The 16,740-nt window shown below is 33.0% G+C and carries 16 protein-coding genes and 1 pseudogene; 4 read left to right on the forward strand and 13 right to left on the reverse strand.

Annotated features, from left to right (window positions below; genetic code table 11):
- Positions 1 to 72: 72 nt before the first annotated feature.
- The 6 genes from manD to GQR94_RS02640 form a co-directional block, all read right to left on the reverse strand.
- Entirely contained in the window at positions 73 to 1,290 is a 1,218-nt protein-coding gene (manD, locus tag GQR94_RS02615; RefSeq protein WP_158974025.1) for a D-mannonate dehydratase ManD, read from the reverse strand.
- Between the two features lie 133 nt (positions 1,291 to 1,423).
- Positions 1,424 to 2,458, reverse strand: coding sequence for a polysaccharide lyase family 7 protein (locus GQR94_RS02620; protein WP_158974027.1), 1,035 nt, complete (start codon positions 2,456 to 2,458; stop codon positions 1,424 to 1,426).
- A 370-nt stretch (positions 2,459 to 2,828) separates the two neighbouring features.
- Positions 2,829 to 3,530: a FadR/GntR family transcriptional regulator gene (locus GQR94_RS02625; RefSeq protein WP_158974029.1), complete on the reverse strand. Its 702-nt coding sequence runs from the start codon at positions 3,528 to 3,530 to the stop codon at positions 2,829 to 2,831.
- A 219-nt stretch (positions 3,531 to 3,749) separates the two neighbouring features.
- Positions 3,750 to 4,313, reverse strand: a complete 564-nt coding sequence (locus GQR94_RS02630) for a DUF6642 family protein (protein WP_158974031.1) — start codon at positions 4,311 to 4,313, stop codon at positions 3,750 to 3,752.
- A gap of 77 nt (positions 4,314 to 4,390) precedes the next feature.
- Positions 4,391 to 6,631, reverse strand: coding sequence for a heparinase II/III family protein (locus GQR94_RS02635; protein ID WP_158974033.1), 2,241 nt, complete (start codon positions 6,629 to 6,631; stop codon positions 4,391 to 4,393).
- An 11-nt stretch (positions 6,632 to 6,642) separates the two neighbouring features.
- A complete protein-coding gene (locus GQR94_RS02640; protein WP_158974035.1) occupies positions 6,643 to 8,946 on the reverse strand; it encodes a chondroitinase-B domain-containing protein in 2,304 nt (767 codons plus the stop codon).
- A 435-nt stretch (positions 8,947 to 9,381) separates the two neighbouring features.
- On the opposite strand from GQR94_RS02640, the gene GQR94_RS02645 reads away from it, so the two are divergent.
- On the forward strand, positions 9,382 to 9,873 hold the full coding sequence (locus tag GQR94_RS02645; protein WP_158974036.1) for a ferritin-like domain-containing protein: 492 nt from the start codon (positions 9,382 to 9,384) through the stop codon (positions 9,871 to 9,873).
- 25 nt (positions 9,874 to 9,898) lie between these two features.
- Here GQR94_RS02645 and GQR94_RS02650 read toward each other — a convergent pair whose 3' ends face one another.
- The 6 genes from GQR94_RS02650 to GQR94_RS02675 all read right to left on the reverse strand — a co-directional run bounded on the left by GQR94_RS02650 (position 9,899) and on the right by GQR94_RS02675 (position 14,425).
- Positions 9,899 to 10,933 (reverse strand): AraC family transcriptional regulator, encoded by a 1,035-nt coding sequence (locus tag GQR94_RS02650; RefSeq protein WP_158974037.1) that lies wholly within the window; start codon positions 10,931 to 10,933, stop codon positions 9,899 to 9,901.
- Positions 10,934 to 11,050: 117 nt separating this feature from the next.
- Positions 11,051 to 11,500 (reverse strand): response regulator, encoded by a 450-nt coding sequence (locus tag GQR94_RS02655; protein WP_158974038.1) that lies wholly within the window; start codon positions 11,498 to 11,500, stop codon positions 11,051 to 11,053.
- Positions 11,501 to 12,130: 630 nt separating this feature from the next.
- Positions 12,131 to 13,141 (reverse strand): DNA topoisomerase IB, encoded by a 1,011-nt coding sequence (locus tag GQR94_RS02660; RefSeq protein WP_233268622.1) that lies wholly within the window; start codon positions 13,139 to 13,141, stop codon positions 12,131 to 12,133.
- Between the two features lie 37 nt (positions 13,142 to 13,178).
- Positions 13,179 to 13,574, reverse strand: coding sequence for a hypothetical protein (locus GQR94_RS02665; RefSeq protein ID WP_158974039.1), 396 nt, complete (start codon positions 13,572 to 13,574; stop codon positions 13,179 to 13,181).
- Positions 13,575 to 13,711: 137 nt separating this feature from the next.
- On the reverse strand, positions 13,712 to 14,014 hold the full coding sequence (hpf, locus tag GQR94_RS02670) for a ribosome hibernation-promoting factor, HPF/YfiA family (RefSeq protein WP_158974040.1): 303 nt from the start codon (positions 14,012 to 14,014) through the stop codon (positions 13,712 to 13,714).
- 12 nt (positions 14,015 to 14,026) lie between these two features.
- Positions 14,027 to 14,425: a VOC family protein gene (locus GQR94_RS02675; protein ID WP_158974041.1), complete on the reverse strand. Its 399-nt coding sequence runs from the start codon at positions 14,423 to 14,425 to the stop codon at positions 14,027 to 14,029.
- Positions 14,426 to 14,739: 314 nt separating this feature from the next.
- On the opposite strand from GQR94_RS02675, the gene GQR94_RS02680 reads away from it, so the two are divergent.
- The 3 genes from GQR94_RS02680 (at position 14,740) to GQR94_RS02690 (ending at position 16,392) form a co-directional block, all read left to right on the forward strand.
- The gene (locus tag GQR94_RS02680) at positions 14,740 to 15,288 is read left to right on the forward strand and encodes a YSC84-related protein (RefSeq protein ID WP_158974042.1); all 549 of its coding nucleotides are present in this window, start codon (positions 14,740 to 14,742) and stop codon (positions 15,286 to 15,288) included.
- Positions 15,289 to 15,503: 215 nt separating this feature from the next.
- Positions 15,504 to 16,091 carry a porin family protein gene (locus GQR94_RS02685; RefSeq protein WP_158974043.1) on the forward strand — a complete coding sequence of 196 codons (588 nt, stop codon included), beginning with the start codon at positions 15,504 to 15,506 and terminating at the stop codon, positions 16,089 to 16,091.
- 115 nt (positions 16,092 to 16,206) lie between these two features.
- Positions 16,207 to 16,392, forward strand: coding sequence for a CsbD family protein (locus GQR94_RS02690; RefSeq protein ID WP_158974044.1), 186 nt, complete (start codon positions 16,207 to 16,209; stop codon positions 16,390 to 16,392).
- 148 nt (positions 16,393 to 16,540) lie between these two features.
- On the opposite strand, the pseudogene GQR94_RS02695 reads toward GQR94_RS02690, so the two are convergent.
- Positions 16,541 to 16,723 (reverse strand): annotated as a pseudogene (locus tag GQR94_RS02695) (MFS transporter); the annotation flags it as partial.
- Positions 16,724 to 16,740 lie beyond the last annotated feature (17 nt).

The following is a 16,740-nucleotide window of genomic DNA, read 5'->3' on the forward strand; positions in this document are numbered from 1 at the left end:
TACTCCTCCATGTTTTAAAGAATGGCATACTTTTAAATCTTGCTACCTACGCTAATTTTATTATTCCGATTGCTACCAATCCCATAGGGTGCCGTCTTCTAGTCTGCTTACTGGCAAGTATGACCTTTTATAAGGGTATTTTTTAGCGGCATCTTCGTCAAAATCCACACCCAGGCCTGGTTTGTCTTCCATATATAAAAGTCCGTCCTTTAATTGAACCTCATATTTGAATACATCGTTCAGTTCGGGAGTACCAAAGCCTATAAACTCTTGGATTCCAAAATTGGGAGCCCAAAGATTAAAATGCATATGTGCCATAAAACAGATTGGAGAAAGATCTGGTGCTCCGTGAGGTGCCATTCGGATATGATAAATTGCTGCGAAATCAGCAATTTTTTTCAATGGTGTAATCCCTCCTCCGTGGGTAATAGCCATACGTAAATAATCAATCCATTGATTTTCTATCAATACCTTTGCATCCCAGACAGAATTGAATATTTCGCCCACAGCCAAAGGTGCTACAGTGTGTTCACGAACAATTTGATATCCTTGAGGATTTTCTGAAGTAACCGCATCTTCAATAAAAATAAGATTATAAGGCTCTAAAAGTTTTCCCAATCTTGATGCTTCTATTGGAGTAAGCCTACTATGTACGTCATGACATAGACCTATATCATTTCCGAAACGCTCACGTGCTTGCTTAAAAAGTTCTGGAATAAAATTCATGTATTTAGCAGTAGACCACTGTTGTTCTGGCGGTAATGGTCTGTTTCCTTGCAGTTCATAATAATTTTTTTTCCCTTCCATTGTCCCGTAGGAACCCTTTAGGTTGGGAATAGTGCACTGTAATCTAACTGCTTTATATCCATCTGCAATCATTTGTCCTAAATTATCCAGTACTTCGTCAATTGTTTCTCCATTGGCATGCCCATAGATAGTAACTCCTTTTCTACTTTTTCCTCCGAGTAACTGGTACACTGGTAAATTAGCTTGCTTGCCTTTAATATCCCATAAGGCTGTATCTATAGCACCTATAGCAGCCATTGTCACAGGTCCTTTACGCCAATAAGCCCCTTTATAAAGGTATTGCCATATATCTTCAATTTGTTGCGCATCCTTACCTATTAAGCAAGGAACAATATGTTCTTGTAAATACGCCACGACAGCCATTTCCCGACCATTAAGGGTACCGTCACCTATTCCATAAGTACCATTATCTGTTATAATTTTAACAGTGACAAAATTACGACCAGGGCTACAGACAAAAACTTTAATATCTTTAATTTTCATAGGTAAATTGTTTTTAAAAATCTTATGCTTTTATTCTTGCTATTTACTTCTCAAAAAAATCTTAGTAACTTGTACCTCGGATATTTTAAAAAACTCCATATTAAGAATAGTCTATTATTTTTTACGCTAAAATCTACTCCTTTTTAGGCGCAGTTCCCGCACCAACAGTTGCCTCTTTAAACCAAACCTCTGCATAACATCCGTTCGCGTATTGCTTTACGATATCTCCATCATAAGTTTCGGAACCCGTGCTCCAAACCATATTGTCTTCTGGATTTTTACCATTGGTTTGATTATAGGCTCCTTGCTTGAAATTTTGCATTTCGCCAGTATAGGCATTTTCGCGTTCTACTCCATCACGACCAATAGAAGCATATAAAGTCCAAATTTGTTGCGGAATATCTTCTTTCGTTGAAAAATTTGATTTTATTAGACTTTTTGTAAAGGTTTTAGTTTCATGACCTTTACTTTTAAAAGTAAGGTACATGATACCTTTGTACACATTTATTTCATAACTGAATTCTTCACCCAATGCAATGCCGTCTTTAGGTTCTTCTGGGTATGTATTTGGACTTGTACCAATAACAGACATATCATTTCCCCAAACTGCTGTTGAGAAATCCCATCTTCCAGAATTATCATCACCCGCTGTATTTATTTCATAATTCCAATACACAGAACCTTTTGTTTGGCCAGGAAATTTTTTGTAGAAGATTTTTAAAGGCTCGTTTTCGTGGCCATCTTTCCCATGAATTTGACCAACTACAACTGCGTAGGATGCAGCAACCCTTGCATCACCCGAAGTAGATACATGTTGTACTTTTAATGTTCCTGTTAGCTTACCACCTTCCATCGGTGTCCATTTTGCCCGTTGTCCTAACTCTGTTCTTGTATTACTCGAAGTTCTTGAGGTGATACCCGAATTTGGTGTTTTATAGACTACCCAATCCGTTTTTCCATCATTTTCAACATAGAAAAAATCTTTTTTCTGAAAACCTACCAATTCATTAGATTGTGTGCCGTCTCCACAAAGAATACTCCATTCATCCATAAATGTAATGATATCGCTAGGAGCTTTAGCAACAGTTTCTTTTTTTACAGTATTAAAGCAACTCGCCATTAATAGTGTAAGTCCTGCAATTGATAGAATTTGCCATGCTGATTTCATATTTGTATGTCTATTTTGTTAGTTCACTAATGTTTGTTTTTTCTAATATTTATTCTTTTAAACCAAATAACAAGAACTTGAATAGCAAAGATTCTTATTGGTGCGCCAGATTGGCGCACCAATCTGGCGCACCAAATATAATCATATTTGATAATAAACAAAATTATAAACTCAAAAAAGAAAAGAGGATGATAAACATGTGTTGAGGAAATACAAATGGTCCCATATCAGAAGTCCTAATATAGTTTCATTTTAACGCTAAAAAGCAATCTAACTGCCTTGAGTACTTAGAAGAAGTAATCTTCTCTATCTCGTTTAAAACAATATTATTATGTTAGTTCCTCAGCATACATCAATAGTTGAGCCCTACTTAAAAGTCGTTACAAAATTCGATCAACAATTCGAAGTGAAATTCCATTTTCTTTACAGCTTCTTCGGGGTTTTTATCTCTGATAGCCTGGAGAATAGCTTCATGTTTATTTATTTCAAAAATAAATCCCTCCTCATTAGAAACTCTAGTTTTCTCAAAAACGGAAATGATTTTAGGGGTAATTTGCAGCATTAAATCATGAATAGAACTATTCTTACTGGCTTTAACTATTGCTAAATGAAACAATAAATCTTCTTGCAAAGCATCTCCCCCGCTTAATATTTTTGTTTTATACCTGTTGAAAGCTAATTCTATATTCTTTAAATCTACTTCTGTTCTTCTAGTAGCTGCTAAATAAACCGATTTAGCTTCCAACATTAACCTTGTTTCCACTAAGGATAGAAAATCTTTCTTTTCTAAAGTTATAATGTCTTCTATAATACCATTCAAGGCTATATGCCCAATATCTGCAATAAATGTTCCTGAATGTGGTACTGAATTTACCAAGCCATAAAATTCAAGTTTTTCAATTACCTCAACAACAATTCTTCTACTTACCTTAAATTGTTCAGACAATACTCGCTCAGAAGGAAGTTTATCTCCTGACCTTAAATTCCTTAAATTAATATAATCTCTAATTTTTGAAATTATAGTATTATGAACTTCAACATTGTCCTTAATTCTTACAGGCTTCGATTTCATTTAGTAAATTATATATAGTATCATCCTTTTGAATGACTAACTATTCATACTACAAAATTAATTAAAAAAAACGTAAGTCAAAATGACTACGGATTTGACCCCCCTTAGAAGATGGTTTTAAGGTTCATTAACACCTACTCCTTCACTATTTAGCTACTTGTCCCTGTGTTCTATAGAGATACACTCTGTGAGTCTAAACAAATATTTTAAAAACGTATGCTAATAATACAATCTGAAGTCTAGTAACTTGCAGAGGTTGTAATGCTTTTGAAACATCAATTCTACGACTTCCTTAAAATCATCGTTCTCTTGGTACAAGCTAAAAAAGACTCTGTCAATAGTTGCTACACTAGAAATTGCATCCTGCTTCGCTCCATATCCTGATATTGCTCTTGCTCCAGTAACATCTAAAAAATACTGGGATTCCTCATCTGTTAAGTCTAAGATTTTTTCATTGGCAAAGTGTATCACTTTCCCACTCATTTTACCTTCAAAAATTTCTGCGATTTCCTCAATACTATAATAATAGTCATTCAACAGCACATTATTAGGCTCTCCTGACATCACGAGATAAATAATTTCGTAATCTTTAAAATTGTGATCTTCATACAACAAGTCATTCAAGCTCTGTTCTAATCCTTCAATAGTATCACAAGTTTTATAAATACTTGCAATACCTTGGTTTAAGGCGATATCTTCCAAAGTATTCACCACTTCCGTAGTGCTATCAACATCTACATCCGGAACGGCTTCAAGACAGAAAATAAATTTTTCAATCTCCATAAAGGTCTGCTTTCAATTTAAATATAATTGGCAAAATTCCTCTATTGAAATGGTTTTAACAAATAAATTAGCTACTTCTATTTAAGACTAAATGCTACCGTTTCACCAGGTTTAAGCGTCATGTTCTTTTTCGTTGATTTATTTCTAAACGATAATTGAGACTCTTTTTCTCCGATAGATTGTACGGTTAGCAAATTATCTTTAAGAATAACCACTACATCGGAAGCTTGGGTAAATTCTAATTTAATGTTTTCAAACGCTAACTTCCGTACAGAAAAAAGTAGTGTTTTAGATTCTTTTGATAAAGAGCTTGGTTTAGTTCCGTCTATAGTCCAAAATGAATCATTCAATACCCATCCCTTAAAATCAGGCTTGTCTTTCTCCTCATCAATTCTGTTGGCATAGCCCTGGTATGGGCATAGAATAGTAATAAAACTAAATACATTCTGATCTCTTTTAGTAACTACAGCCCATTGCTTGCCGCGTGTTCCTGAAGTAGTAACCGTATCTGTCTTTTTTAGTTGATAGATATCTAATCCCGATGCTGTATCAAATGTTGAACGGATTAAATTTGGTGATTCTTCTAAAGAATAATGTCCTTGCCAAACTTGCTTGTAATCATGAGCGCCATCAGATGAAAAATTATCTTTTACAATCCAAAAATCATCTTTCAAATAAATAACCTGTCTGCTATAAGCCACACCTTTATTTTCAAATCCGTCATGGCCCCCTACAAATACATCAATGTTATTGTTTGTTTCCCAGGCAATAGTTTTAGGATGCGGCAATTCTAAAAACTTACCAAAACCACTACCGCCCTGATTGGAAGTATACTGCTTACCCTGTAATTCATCATCTACTAAAGCCACGTTCTTTACCAAAGAATTTTTAAAAAATCCGTAATCACTTAATGAATAACGCACTTGATAATTAGGTAAAATAACTTTGCCATTTGCCATGGCTTGAACACCCAACATATCTCCATGTTGATGGTCTGGTTTCTTTTCATCTAAGCCTGCTGAAATTATCATCATTTTATCTTCAGGCTTCCAACCCTCCCGCATCACATAATAACCTGTTTTAGGAAACTCTAGCGATTTCATCGTTGGGGATTGCGCTTCAATATTATCTAACATTTCTAATTGCGAATTGCTCACAAACCAAAACATTTTACGTTCCACATGGTCATTAGCAAAATAACCGATTTTAGGGGATTCGAATAATAAATAACCTAAGGTTAAAGCTCCAGAAACATCATTACTTTCTGCCCAAGGATCATCTGTATCGTCGGACAATACAGGTGCTGATTTATCTGGATATGAAATTTTCGTTAATGTAATGAATAGTGATTTTAAGCGTTCTTTCCAAAACGGTTTAACCGATAACTTGCTTATTTTTGCCAATTGATACACATAAAAATAGGTGCCAATATCACTCATATGATAGTGTACAGAACGTTCAAACTGAAAGCCATCATCATTAATTTCATTGGCCATATGCTCTTCTAATAAGGACATAGAATGTTCATACCAGGTACTTGTGTCCTGAAAATCATTGAACAATATGGAAATCATCGCAAGAGCAGACATTCCTCTTGTTTGATGGTTTCCAGAAGCAAACTCAGAGTTATGTTTGTACAGGTGAGCTCCGTGCTGCAGTAGAGTCGCTATTGTGGTTAGTTGGTCTTTATCGGTATACGCTTCTTGCCCCAAAAACATGGTGTGTATTTGCAACCAATTAAGTACCCTATACCCCGAACGAAAAACTTCGTACACGCCATTACCATCTTCAATTTTTTCAAATTGATTTGCCTTCAAGGCTTCATTTAAAGACTGTAATTGATTTTTAAAATAGGTAATATACTTAGGATCTTTATCTTCATAGTAGTATTGAAAAGCTACATCTACCATCTTATGCTGGCGTGCTAAATGGCGTAAAGCATATGCATTTACCGGTTTTCCATTTAGATAATTAAAAGGGAGTTTCCATTGCGCAGGTCCTGAAAATTTCCCCATATGATCCTTTGCATTCTGTTCATGAGATTTTTCTGCACCACTATTGCTATTATTATATTTCTCAAACCGAGTCTCAAAATCATTCCAATCATAAAAATAACGTTCAGCAAATTTATCTCGGAAATATTGTGCTAAAACAGCTTCTGTGATTGGTCCTTTTTCACTCAATTTTGCTTTAACTTCTGGCGCTAAATAATTAACTAAATCAGTTGTTGCAATTATTTCATTGGTAGGTATGTGCTGTGAAAACCCCAGTCCTGAAACTAAAAAAAATAGGATATAATATATTTTAGAAAAATTCATAAAGCGCGTTTCTAGTACATTAATTTTTGTTTCAGATTTTGCTCTATTCTAATTTCTCCTGAATTTGAAATAGTATTATTCACAGGCTTCTGACCTTTCTCACCCCATAAAACAGCAATTTCTTTTACTGGATTGTCTTTGAAAGTGTTTTCTGTAAAATCTACATTTACGATACCGTGATTTTGAATTAAAAGGCCGCTCTCATCTGCCTTACCACAATTGGTAAACGTATTATTTTTCAATACTAAATTTCCTCCGATAGTAGACTCATCATAACCTCCTCGATAATAATTTAAAACTGAAGATTGAACCTGATCAAAGGTAGAATTCGTGATAAAAACAAACTCTGCATTATAATCGCCTTTTGCATCCGTCTCCGTATTTAAAAGAATCCCCGTTAAACAATCTTTAATACTACTGTTGTCTATTGCTATCGTATCTGCAAAGGATGCTTTGTAGGCTTTAATAACACTTTTAAACTTTGAAATCTCTGTGTTTTTTATAAAAAGGTTGAAGGCTTTAGACATGTTTTTATCCAAGGTAACTATCGCATCTTGTGTTTTGTCTCCTTTTATACTTATGTTTTCTAAATTTAATATTCCTTTAGGGTGCATTTCAAACCCTGTAATTCCTGTAGCAAATCGCAATTCGGCTTTCTTATCTTTATCCGAAGAAGTAATTGTTATATTTTTATCAATTAACAATGTAGTGTTGATTTTATAAACTCCAGATTTTAAAGATAAAATGTCTCCAGAATGTGCGCTCTTAAGTTTAGATATCAATGATTTCGCTGAGCTTACCGTTATTATTTTAGGGGTATAATTGGATGCTTCTGTTGAAAACCATTTAGAACCATAAAGATTTTTTTGAACTAAAACTTGGTTTCCTGATACTGGTAAGCTTATTGCTCCAATACTATTTTGTTTTTGCCTATCCGCTCCGAAAAGATCTGATTTAATAGTTTCAAAATCGAAACCATGAAATACATCTTCTTGGTTTTTTGTAGGCACATAAAGATCTTCTGATACTTGTTTTACCTCGAAAACTTTAGTACTAATTCCATCACTAGTAACACCACTTTTATTTTCGCTATTTAAAATATTATTTTTAAAAGTCACACCCCCAACATCATCATAATTTACAATCAGGTATTGATCTTCTTCATGATTATAAACTAAATTATTAGCAAGAAGCATGCGTTCTGGTCTTGCTGAACGAATTTCTGAAGCTGGCAAAACATCCTTTTTATCAATATTAGTTCCTACTCCAAATTGAAAAGGAGACTTACAATCAATATACGTGTTGTACGCAACAACAACATCTGTAACTTGGTTGTAACGGTTTAAAGGAGATTTTGGAATACCATTCATAACCGCAAGGGCACTTCTAAACTCATTTCCTTTAATCTTATAGAAGTAGTTATTGGTAATCCAATGTCCTGTATTTATGACACGAATACCTCCGATAAATTCAGAGTTATCATTTCCTATAAAGACATTACCATCAATAGTACAGTAGTTCCCATGTCTTAACACTAAAGAGCCTTCACTCTCAAAGAAGATATTATTTCTGTAGGCGTTAAAATTAGATTTATTTGAAATTATCTCCACTTCTCCATTACATCTGTCGAAAAAATTATTGGAAACATTAGTATAAGAAGGTGTCATTGAAGTATGACTACTTCCTATCTGCAAAGTTTCCCCGTGAGGTCCTCCTTTACGAGGTCTTGGTCCGAAATGATTATAGACAATTTGATGGTGATTATTTACATGTTCATTCCCTTTCAAGAATACCCTTACTGTAGGTCCAAAATTAGATTTACCTACAATATTACTGTGATCTAGTTGATTATGTCTCCCCCAAAATTCAATCCAATGGTCAGATACTTCTCTGTTTGGTTGTGTAAACTCATCGATTACAACATTTGTAATCCTACTGTGGTTTGCAATAGAATCCTCATTTATTTTAAATTGAATCACACTGTTTGAAGGCGTGTATCCATTTTTAAAATGCAAATCTTTAACCACAAGATACTTCCCTCCTAGCCTCAAATTAGAAACCCCTTCTATAGTAACTTTACCTGCGGTTTCTGCACGTAAGGTAATAGGCATTTCTTCTGTGCCTTCACCATAAAACTTAATTTGAATATCTTTCCAAACACCATTTTTAAGAACAATTTCATTTCCAGCTTTCGCCTTGGAAATAGCTTCCTGCAATTCTTTTGGCGTGCTTACTTTTAAAGTTTGTGCTGCTATTTTTTCTTGGTAAGAAAACAATGTAAGTGATAAAAATAAAAGGATACAACTTTTTTTCATGCTATTTGGTTTATGTAAAATTCTCAATGAATATGGTTTGAAAACCGCCCCCGTAAATCGATATTAAGAGCACTGGAGATCTTATCTAATTGGTTTTCCAAACTGGTTTACCAAATATACTGATATTTGTCGTATTATCGAATTTTTAACTTTTATTTCAACTATTTATAATTCTGCAAAGTAGAATTTAAATTTATAACAAAAAAGTTCACTGTTCCATAGTATAAAATACTAAAATAGTCCTCTAAAAACTTAATTAAATTCACTGAAATTTCAATCCCATGAATCATAATCATTACAGCAATTATAAAAATTTTATTTAAAAGACTACAGGGCTAACTATTTTAAATTCAGATGTATTAGGAGTAATTAAAAGTTTTATAAGAGTATTTTATACAGCTTTGCGTAGCGACCTTTATCGACTAATCATATACCATGAAAAACCTAACTAATCTTTTAGAATATCAAGTAAAAGATTTACTAGATATTGAACTGCAATTACTCCAAGTTCTCCCAAATATTATATTCTGTGTTACAGACAAATACCTTTTAGAACTACTCCATATACATTTGCAGGAGGCTACCGTTCAAAGAAATAAAATTGAACACGTCGCACAAGAACTACAAATACTACATACAAAACAAACCTCGGAGGTAATGACAAGTCTAGTAAAGCAGACCAATCTATTCTTGCGTAAAAAAATCAAATCAGAACTCAAAGATGCGGGGATTATTGCCGAGATACAAAAAATTGAGTATTACAAAATAGCATGCTATGATATTGCTCTAAGCTACGCCAAAGAGCTCAAATTAATTTCTATAACTTCTTTATTAAATGATACGCTAAACCAAGTATACGAGATTAATGAAAGCTTAACAGATTTAGCAGAAAATCATATAACTAAAAAGGCTTCAATTAACTTTTAACGTCCAATTATAGAAAATAGCTTAGTTACCTTTTATTATCAATTATTTTTTTAAAATTATCTCTATAATAAGAAGGCGTCATTCCAAATTTATCCTTAAACAATTTAGAAAAATAGCTTCTACTTGTTATTCCTAATAAAAACATAACATCCGCAATAGAATTCTCTTGCTGAATCAATAATGCTTTGCTCTGCTCTAAGCGTTTGTCTTGAATATACTGGTGAATAGTTTGCTTGAAAAAATATTGAAAGCCGTACTGTAACTTACTTTGATTTAATCCCACCTTGGATGATATTACTTTTAAGTTTTTATAGGTAGCCACGTCAGTGTCTATCAGAATAATAGCCTCTCTTACTTTTTTTACTTCAGAAATACGGAGTAAGGTACGCTTACTTTCGTTCTTTAAGTCGTCTTCATATTGAATTATTTGTTTCGTCAATATCTCATAAGACTTACCTTCTAGAAAAGTTTTCTTAAGAAAACTTCCATGCTGAAAATCCTGTATCTCGGTAAATAAGGTTGCTAATTCTAGACTATAAAACCCATCATAATAAAAAACGTTATCTGCTTCTTCATCTCTAAATAAATCCTGTAACCTATATGAAAGACTATCAATCTCACACATATAGTGTTCCAAAAAGTTCAGGCGATCTATTTCTAAACTATAAAATATGGTTTTCTGGTTTTTTTTGAAACATAATATATGTCCATTATGCTTACTACTAGATACAATTGCATTTTGATATTGCACAATAGAATGCCTGTGCTTATCTTCTGCAAACTTATGCTCTAAAGTGCCTTCAAGACAAAATAAAAATTTTAGGGGATGTACCTCATTTATGACAAATTGAATTTCAAAATCTTCCTTGAACTCACAATTATAGATAAAAATACCCATGTTATTTTTAAAGTTCACTCCCATTATTTCACCACTACCGTAATGGGCTGGAACCGTTAGAATAAACTGATCACATTTTTGAACATACTTTGTATCTAATGCAATAGCAATATCGTTAATAACATCTTTTAAGGGCAAAGAATTAACCACAATACGTTTCATAACTACGATTAAACTAATTTAATGATTACTGAAAATAAAGCTCAAAAAATTAATACCTTTAAACATATCACCCTATAAGCTAACCGAATATAAAAAAAATAAACTTAATATTTTTTTCTAATGTAGGTTGAAAATAAATTCCTTCTTACTTGGTTTCGAAATCTCTTTCACCCAACTAACTGTAATTAAGCGTTCTAAAGAATTTTTAAGTAAATTAAAGCTAGTTGGTTTTGTTAAATAAATATCCGCTCCGAAAGCATAGGCTTCTTGAATATCTCTGTCTGAATTGGAAGTAGAATAAATACTTATTGGCAACCCTTTTAATCTTTCATTAGCTCTTATTTCCTGCAAACACTCTAAACCATTCTTCTTAGGCATGTTTAAGTCTAAAAATAAGAAATTAGGCATTTCATTCAAGGAACAATTCAAATAATTCATTAATTCCATACCGTCTTTAAATTGAAATAATTCCAACCCTAAATTTAAAGACTCAAATGCTTCTTGAAATATATATCTATCATCTTCATCGTCATCTGCAATGGCTATTTTTCGAAATTGTGAATTCATAAAGTATTCTTTTAACGATTTAACTAGGTACTACGTGCCAAGCTAATGGCTAAGTTCATAAATCCTTGACGCTAATCTCACGATTATTATACCTGGACTTTTCATCATTAAAAGACTAAACTCTACGGATTATAGTCTCATTTCTTCGAGATTCGTAGTTTATTTAAATCTCAATGCTACAAGATTCAAAAAAGTCAATTTAGTAATAACAAAATACGACTACAAAGGCCTAGTTATACAAACCACTCATAAAAATTAGACACACCGAGAGTCTATACTATGAGGGCATTATCTTAATAAGTTAATTATAATCGTTATGTTCCCATGCAAAGAAAACCATTTAGTCAGTGCTCTGTTAACAAAATGCAGTTAATAATGGCAAATATTGGAAGTATACCAATCTCGTTGAATTTCAAGATTTTTTGTTTTCAACGAGGTGTTTACGGATTAAAACTTCTTTAGAATAGTTCGTCCCCAATTTTATTTAAAAAATAACAATTGCAATATTATTAATTTAAATAAACTATTTTCTTTACTAAAAATATTAGAGATTGAAGACTCTGGTAATGTACGTATCTATAATTTCTTCCGTAACATCATTTTAAGTATTTAAAACTAGCGCTTAAAATATTAAAGCGCCGTATAACTATCCTTTATAATTTGATAGGCCAACCGTTCACTAGCAGAGAGTTTGTATTTACTACGGGTATGCTTGTAGGGGTTTGGAGTAGGAACCTCTTTCTTGTCAATAGCGTTAAATACTGCTGGATGTACATAATAGTTTTTACATACCGACGGCGTGTTCCCCAATTCTTCAGCAACCATTTTGATTACGATATTACTAAATTTCTTCCGCGCACCCTTTGCTTGGTCTTTTAGAGCATAATCATAACATTCTATAGCTAACCTACTCCCTGACCATGTTCTAAAGTCTTTACTAGAAAAACCATCACCCATAAAATTATTAATATAGGTATTGACCTCTTCGCTATCAACATCTTGAAATAGTCCTGCTTTATCCTTATATCTAAAGATTTCGTAACCGGGTAGATTCGCTGTTTCTTTTATAAAAGGAATTAAATCTACATCATCAATATGCACTTCTCTTTCTTGATTACTTTTGCCCTTATATTTAAAAACTAACTCATCACCTTCAAAATTTAAATGCTTTCTGCGTAAGGTGGTTAAGCCAAAAGTTTCGTTGGCATTGCGATACTGTTTGTTGCCTATTCTTACACCGTATTCATCTAAAATAAGAATAATTAAAGCTAATAGCTTCCGCTTATTCCACTCTTTTGCTTGTAAATCTTTATAGGCTCTTTTTCTAATTTTAGGTAAGTGATCCGCAAAATCTAGCATCTTTCTAAACTTTGCCTCTTGCCTATTCTTTTCATAGACCGAATGGTAAATATATTGCTTTCGGCCTTTTAAATCCCGTCCGATAGCCTGTATATGTCCGTCGTCAAAACGACAAATATTAACCTCAGACCACATGGGCGGTATCACAAGGTTTCGCAGTCTCTTTACTGTTCTTTCATCTTGAATTTTTGAACCATCTTCATTATAAAAAACAAAACCTCTCCCCTTCTTTTTTCTTGAAATACACATGGCAGAATCGTCTACTTCTTGAATTTTAATCATGGGGGAGAGGTTTTTTATAAGTATTAGAGAAATCCACTTAAAATCTTTGTCCTAAGCTATTATTCATACTTAGCGCATTCATCGTTTCTTCTGTCTTTGGGCTTCTGATACTGCCCATGGCAACTTTTAAAGATTGAAATTCTTTTACGCAAGACAAATTGGTAATCACTAGTGTGTCTAGCTCAATTCTATCTACTAAATGATGATGATCTTTAACAGCAACAGCCTCATCAATAAGTTTTAATAAATTTCTATTGGTATAGTCACAATCAAGAATTAGAATGTTTATATCTCTTAATTCATCCAAACCATTGGCTAATACTAATGTGTCATAGTTAGAAAGTAAAGATTTCTTAAACGCACTAATCTGATTTTTTCTTCTTAACGTCTGTTCTTTTAATAACTGTAATTGTTCTTCTATAGTGGAGTTCATAATTGTAATTTTTAGATATTCAAATCTAAGCCCGGATTTTATGTGTTATTAATCGGTTCACTTTTTTTTTGAATCTTATCGCTACAAAAAAAAGCCTTGAGATGGCTCTCAAGGCTTTTCTAAATATGATTTAAAATCTAATGCTGTTGCATCTTTTCTTTCTTCTTTCTCAGCTGTCTTTCTAGCTCATTGATCGTTTCGCTAATAGAACTTTCAAAGTTGTCATGACTAGACTCCGCAAATAAACGGGGCCCAGGTAAACTTAAGCGAATGTTGCAAATTTTCCCTGTTTGATCAGAGGACGTATTTTCATCCTTGAAAAAGACATCAGCCCTAATCAACATGTCATATTTCTCTTTTAAATTATCTAATTTTTGTTTTGCCATTGCTTCTAATCGATCACTGGAAGCGACATCATGGTATTCATATATTATTTGCATAATTCTCTTTTTTTATTTATCACAATTTACCATCCAACCAATTCCGTATTGGTCATTACACCTCCCAAAATGTCCCCATTCTCGTTCTCTAAATTCATGGTGAATTTGCCCTCCACTTGCGAGTGCCTTAAATATTTTTTCTGCTTCCTCTACAGTATCTAAATCCACACTCATGTGAATTTGATTTCCGTTATTTATTGGAGTGTCTGGAGACGCATCATAAGCCATAAAATTGACTCCTTTACCTTTTAATTCTGCGTGCTGTAATTTCTTCCGATAATTGCCGGGAACATCTATTTTTTTATCCTCGTAGGTTTGACGATTTTTAATTTCTGCGTCAAATAAATCCCCATAAAAACTAAGGGCTTCTTGACAATTGCCATTAAAGGCTAAATATGCTTGTACGTTCATGATTTTAAGTTTTTCACTAAATTAGAGAGAACATAGTCCTTGTTTTAGCTCGAAAGAAATTAGTTTTGATGCGTTCCAATAACACCATATTTGGCTCTTCATAATTATACAATTTACCCTCAAGAAATAGTACCTAGAAGATAAAGGCTTTATATAATAAGGTATAAAATTAAGGTCTTTATAGCGCGTTGTTTATTTTTTATACTTCTCTTAATAAAAAGAATTTCATTGCGTCAATAAAATCGGTAATCAAGCTAAATAATAAGGGACTAGCTTTCTAATTTTGTGGTAGTAATAATTAAAACAATACACATATGAAAACTTTAAAAACAATATTATTAGGAGCAATACTTTTTACCTCTTTCAGTGGATTTTCTCAAACTGAGAAAGAAGCAAAAATCATGAAAGATGCAGAAAAAGTAAAAATGAAAATGGTAAAAACAGATAAAGGCTTAAAAACGTTCATGGACAATTCTACGGCGTATGTCATTTTTCCAAATGTTGGCGAAGGTGCATTCATCATTGGTGGAGCTTCTGGAAACGGAGTCGTTTATGAAAATGGAAAGCCAGTAGGTTTAGCAGACCTTAAAAAAGTAGATATAGGTTTACAAGCTGGAGGACAAGCACTTTCTGAAGTTATCTTTTTTGAAACGGAAGAAGCCTTTGCTAAATTTAAAGATGATGAACTTACTTTTTCTGCAGAAGCATCTGCTGTAGTCTTAGAATCAGGAGCCTCTAAGAATGCAGACTATAGTGATGGTGTCATTGTATTTGCAATGCCAAAAGCTGGAGTTATGGCCGATCTATCTGTTGGTGGACAACGTTTGAGTTATGATTCTTTTGATAACAGTTCAGATAAATAATTCCCTATAATTTATAGTTAAAAAGGCGGTCTAATTAGACCGCCTTTTTTTATGCCCAACGAATTTTAAGAGTATAAATCACCCTCTAAACTATTTTAACAAAGTACTTTTTTTAGCGTCAAAAAGTGTTTTGATTGTTTCAAATTCTTCTAGCGACCAGGCTTAGTTTTGACCAAAATTAAAAACAATTTATAAATTTTAAACACATAAAAATTATGAAAAAAGTAGTAGCATTATTAGTATTTATGACAGCAGGATCATCTCTATTTGCGCAATCATGGTCTGACAAATTTCAAATTGGTGTTAAAGGTGGAGCAAACTTTGCTACCGTAGCTGGAGACGATTTTGATAGTCCAGACAGTAGAACAAGTTTTTACGCTGGTCTTGTTGCAGAAGCGCCATTAACAGAAACACTATCGATACAACCAGAGGTATTTTATTCTGGACAAGGTTTTGATTTAAATGATAATGCCAATGGAGCAGATGCAGAATATCAATTAGATTACATTCAAGTTCCTGTATTGCTTAAGGTGTATTTGGTAGACGGATTGAACATTCAAGCTGGACCTCAATTTGGTTTTAAGGTGAATGAAGAAGTAGATTTTCAACCAACAAACGACGATGGTGATATTGATACAGATGCCGTGAGAGATTTCGATTTTCAATTAACTTCTGGTTTGGAATATAAGTTTGCAGAATCTTTCTTTATTCAAGCAAGATATACCTACGGATTTTCTGAGTTGATTAAAGACACAGATGTACATAATTCCTATTTCTCTGCAGGTATCGGATACATGTTTTAAGAAGATTGCGCAAAAATGCATTGCGTTAAATTTTAAAGCTAATGAAGTAATCTCTCCAAATAATCATTACTAATTTTATAGTATACAAAAATTAATAATCTAAAAAATTAAAGATATGAATACGACACAATTAGAAGGAAAATGGAAACAAGTAAAAGGTCAATTCAAACAAAAATACGGTGATTTAACCGATAATGACCTAACCTATGCCGAGGGAAAGTTTGACGAAATGATTGGAAAACTTCAAGAGAAAACTGGTAAGAAGAAAGAAGAACTTGAAAAAGAAATTCAAGAATTGTAAAATTCTAACTCAGATAGAATTCTTTTTCAGTATAGCACGCTTACTAAAGCGTCTATAATTATGTTGAGACGAATGTATACCCCACCAAAAAGTAATTTTTGGTGGGGTATTATTTTATAATTTATTTCAAAGAAGTCCAGGTTTTACATTAGTTCATGTATTTCTTATATACCAACCTACCATAATACGCAATGAATAAAAAGCATACAAATGGTAGTAAGAATGAAAAATTCACTTCCGTGACCCCAGCAATTTTTATATCGTTTACCTTATTACCTCCTAGATCTATAATCATTCCTTGAAGTTTAGGCATTAACGCCCCTCCTACAATTACACTATTAATCGTAC

Origin of the sequence: Cellulophaga sp. L1A9 (assembly GCF_009797025.1) — a bacterium.
In the GTDB taxonomy this organism is placed as follows: Bacteria; Bacteroidota; Bacteroidia; order Flavobacteriales; family Flavobacteriaceae; genus Cellulophaga.

Excerpts from the sequence above, each read along its gene's own strand:
- manD (WP_158974025.1), bottom strand. The coding sequence starts at position 1,290 with ATGAAAATTAAAGATATTAAAGTTTTTGTCTGTAGCCCTGGTCGTAAT.
- GQR94_RS02620 (WP_158974027.1), bottom strand. The coding sequence starts at position 2,458 with ATGAAATCAGCATGGCAAATTCTATCAATTGCAGGACTTACACTATTA.
- GQR94_RS02625 (WP_158974029.1), bottom strand. The coding sequence starts at position 3,530 with ATGAAATCGAAGCCTGTAAGAATTAAGGACAATGTTGAAGTTCATAAT.
- GQR94_RS02630 (WP_158974031.1), bottom strand. The coding sequence starts at position 4,313 with ATGGAGATTGAAAAATTTATTTTCTGTCTTGAAGCCGTTCCGGATGTA.
- GQR94_RS02635 (WP_158974033.1), bottom strand. The coding sequence starts at position 6,631 with ATGAATTTTTCTAAAATATATTATATCCTATTTTTTTTAGTTTCAGGA.
- GQR94_RS02640 (WP_158974035.1), bottom strand. The coding sequence starts at position 8,946 with ATGAAAAAAAGTTGTATCCTTTTATTTTTATCACTTACATTGTTTTCT.
- GQR94_RS02645 (WP_158974036.1), top strand. The coding sequence starts at position 9,382 with ATGAAAAACCTAACTAATCTTTTAGAATATCAAGTAAAAGATTTACTA.
- GQR94_RS02650 (WP_158974037.1), bottom strand. The coding sequence starts at position 10,933 with ATGAAACGTATTGTGGTTAATTCTTTGCCCTTAAAAGATGTTATTAAC.
- GQR94_RS02655 (WP_158974038.1), bottom strand. The coding sequence starts at position 11,500 with ATGAATTCACAATTTCGAAAAATAGCCATTGCAGATGACGATGAAGAT.
- GQR94_RS02660 (WP_233268622.1), bottom strand. The coding sequence starts at position 13,141 with ATGATTAAAATTCAAGAAGTAGACGATTCTGCCATGTGTATTTCAAGA.
- GQR94_RS02665 (WP_158974039.1), bottom strand. The coding sequence starts at position 13,574 with ATGAACTCCACTATAGAAGAACAATTACAGTTATTAAAAGAACAGACG.
- hpf (WP_158974040.1), bottom strand. The coding sequence starts at position 14,014 with ATGCAAATAATATATGAATACCATGATGTCGCTTCCAGTGATCGATTA.
- GQR94_RS02675 (WP_158974041.1), bottom strand. The coding sequence starts at position 14,425 with ATGAACGTACAAGCATATTTAGCCTTTAATGGCAATTGTCAAGAAGCC.
- GQR94_RS02680 (WP_158974042.1), top strand. The coding sequence starts at position 14,740 with ATGAAAACTTTAAAAACAATATTATTAGGAGCAATACTTTTTACCTCT.
- GQR94_RS02685 (WP_158974043.1), top strand. The coding sequence starts at position 15,504 with ATGAAAAAAGTAGTAGCATTATTAGTATTTATGACAGCAGGATCATCT.
- GQR94_RS02690 (WP_158974044.1), top strand. The coding sequence starts at position 16,207 with ATGAATACGACACAATTAGAAGGAAAATGGAAACAAGTAAAAGGTCAA.